Here is a 3059-nt window from a genome sequence, read left to right as displayed (position 1 = left end):
CCGCCCCAGAGCATTACGCCACCTCGACGCCGGTCAGCAGTTGCAGTTGCGAGGCCCGCGCCACGGTCACATCCGCCGTCGCCAGCGCCGTGATGCGCAGCCCGCCAGCCTGTGCATCGCTGAACGGGTCGCGGATCAGGTCCACCGCGCCCCAGAGGCCGACAAACACCGGCGCCACGCCGCCCGCGCTGGTGGTCAGCAGGGCCGAGGTCGCCAACGGGCTGCCAGCCGGTGCCGCCAGCGCATTCGACGACTGCACAATCTCGCCCAGTTGCGCCGCCATGCGCGCCCATTCGGTGACGCCCGTGCCGGTGAAGGCTTCCGCGTCATCCATGAAGTCCCAGACTTCGGGGCGGATCAGCGCCTTCACGTCGCCCGGCCCGTTCGCGGCATTCGCGGCCATGAAGCGCACCACCGCCGCGCGGAAGGCGCCCCACGTCGCCGCAGCCGCAACCGCCGTGCTGGTGATGCCATAGGTCGCGGCCCCGGTGATGACGCCCAAGGGCTGCCCGTTCGCCCCGGTGCCGAGGAAAATGGCCTTGTCCAGTTCCGACTGCATGGCGCCGTTCATGTCGCGGCGAATGGCAGCTTCCAGCGCATCGCCCGACTGTTTCAGGGTCTTGCGGGTGATCCGCATCTGCACCCCGAGGTTATGATCGGGCGACAGCGCGCGGTCGGTCGTGGCGTAGGCGGTCGGCCCCGCGACATTGGCGGTTTCGCCGTCAGCCCAGCCCGCCGTGACCGCCGAAGTCGTCACCGGCCATTCCACCGCGCCCGAATCGATGGTGATCATCTGGGCGCCCATGCGGCCCGCCACCGAAGCCGGGAACAGCCGGTCGATGATGGGGCGGGTCTGCATCGGGTTCGGGGTGCCCGAGGCCACGGTTTCCCCGGCCCGCTGTTCCAGCGCCGCCCACGGCACCGGCACACCCCGGAAGCCGCCCGCCGAACGCAGCTCCGACACGATTTCAGCGGTCGGGCCGTCCAGCGCCCGGCCTTCGTCCAGCGACAGCACCACCTGGCGCAGTTCGAAGCGCGCCATCAGATCGGCCATTTCGCGGCTGGAACGGGTTTCCAGATCGGCCCCGGCCTCGCGGCGTTCGGTATCCTCGGCCACCAGCGCCGCCCGATAGCGGGTTTCGTTCTGGCGATATTCAACGTCCAGCGCCTCCATCTGGCGCAGTTCATCGGCGGTCGCATCGGTCTTGCCGACAAGGCCCGCAAGGGCTTGGCGGATCTCCGACTGGCGCCGGGCAATCTTCACGGAGTCAAGCATGGTCATACCTCATTGCTCGAAGGGTTGCGCTGCATGTCCCGCAGCAGGTTTTTCCAAGCGTTCCGCTCGGGGTCATCCTTGCCCAAGCCGATTTCAAGCCGCGTCTTGCGGCTGTGGCAGGCAGGGCAGAGGCATTGCAGATTGGTCAGATCAAACGCCCGCTCGGGCGCGCTGCGCACCGGCTGGACGTGATCCACCTCAAGATCATTTCGGGCGCCGCACTGGACGCAGGCAAAGCCATCGCGGCGCAGCGCCTGCATCCTCAGCCCTTTCCAGCGCCGGGACTTGGTGACAGCCGCAGAATGGCGGTTCCACGTCATGCCCATACCGGCGCCCTCGCATTTCTGGCCGGCGCAGCTTTCCGCCGCATCCCCTCGGCCACGGCCAGCACTGCCGCCGCCGCCGCGTCGATCCGGCCCAGAGACCGCGCTTTCGCCAGCTTGTGATTGCCTGCCGGGTCCACCAGCGTGATCGCATCCGCGAAGGCAGACCGCAGAAGCATGGAAGGGGCCACCTTCACCTCTCCGTCAAACAGCGCACGGCGGAAACGCTCGATGTCCTCGGAGCCATCCTTCCAGCCGAAGCCCCGCCAGATGAACGGCACTCGCAGCCCGGCCTTGTTCATCGCCTCGACAAACTCGGCATGGCGGAAGCGGTCGCCCACGATGCAGGCGAGGTTCGCGCCATCGGCCAGCTTCACCAGAGAGGCCAGCCACGGGCCGGGCGGCACCGTGTTTTCGCCCATGGTGGACAACTCGCCCCGCTCGTTCATCTCGACATAGCGGCCCGACACGCCGTCAGCCTCGCCCCGGTCTTGCAGCGAAGGGAAGGCCGGGAAGGTGCCGACAGCCTCCAGCCGCCCGGTATCCGGCCAGTAGAATGCCGCCGCCGACATGCTGCGACTGCCGCCCAGATCAACGCCCAGAACGCAGGGACCGGCCCGCTCGGGCAGATCATCGGGCGCCACCTCGGCGGAGAGCCATTCATCCACTGTCACCAGCACCGACCGATCTTCGGTCGAAACCCGCTCGTTACGGTTGAGGTTGCGGAAGGAGGCCAGCGCCGATCCGCCGCGCGCAATCGCCCGGCGCGCCTGCGCCACCAGCCATTCCGGGCTTGCGCCTATGCCCTCAGCCGCGCCGGGGTTCGCTTCCAGCAGGCTTTCCAGATCGTCAGCAGGCAGGCCAAAGGGCGGGCGATGTTCCTGCCGATAGGTGCCGGGTGGCGGATCGTCCAGCCACTTGGAAAAGGTGTTGGCGTCATCCGGGGCACTGGTGGAAATGATCAGCGCGCGCCCGTTGCGCTTGCCAAGGCCCGAGAGAATGGCGTTTTCCAGCGCGTCGCCCTTGTCGCGCTCCCATGCCGCCCGCTCGTCCAGAATCGCCAGTGTCGGGGCACCGCCGAGGATCGACTTGCCGTCTGCCGGAATGACGCGCAGAAGCCCGCCGCCATTGGCCGAGTATTCCACTTCCAGCTTGTAGCCGCGGCGGATGGTGAACAGTTCCTGTTCCGCCTCGGGCAAGCCCTGCACAAAGCCGACCACAAAGCCGAAGGCGGTTTTCGCTTGGTCCCTGTTTCGCGCCGCGATGATGATTTCCCGCTTCGGCTGGTCATCCCAGACGCCCATAAGCGCGCCCAAACCGATGCCCGCCGAGGTGGCGGTCTTGGCATTGCCCCTGCCGATGGACAGCACCCCGACCATGATGCCATCGGCCAGCGCCCCCCGGATGAACCGCTTCTGATACTCGGCCAGCTTCACCGGCTGCCCGGCAAGCTGCCCCTC

At 67.8% G+C, this 3059-nt stretch carries 3 protein-coding genes; all 3 read right to left on the bottom strand.

All coding sequences use genetic code 11. The annotated features are described in order from the left end of the window. Nucleotides 1-13: 13 nt before the first annotated feature. A complete protein-coding gene (locus tag AO684_RS20800) occupies nt 14-1276 on the bottom strand; it encodes a phage major capsid protein (protein WP_054304654.1) in 1263 nt (420 codons plus the stop codon). Nucleotides 1277-1278: 2 nt separating this feature from the next. Next, a complete protein-coding gene (locus tag AO684_RS20795) occupies nt 1279-1536 on the bottom strand; it encodes an HNH endonuclease (protein WP_235451337.1) in 258 nt (85 codons plus the stop codon). A 56-nt stretch (nt 1537-1592) separates the two neighbouring features. Next, nucleotides 1593-3059 (bottom strand): terminase large subunit domain-containing protein (locus AO684_RS20790; protein WP_054304652.1); only part of this gene is annotated, 1467 nt, incomplete at its 5' end.

This window comes from Gemmobacter sp. LW-1, assembly GCF_001303875.1.
Taxonomy (GTDB): domain Bacteria; phylum Pseudomonadota; class Alphaproteobacteria; order Rhodobacterales; family Rhodobacteraceae; genus Gemmobacter; species Gemmobacter caeni.
The sequence above is the reverse complement of the archived record's forward strand: the minus strand, read 5'-3'. Positions and strand labels throughout refer to the sequence as shown.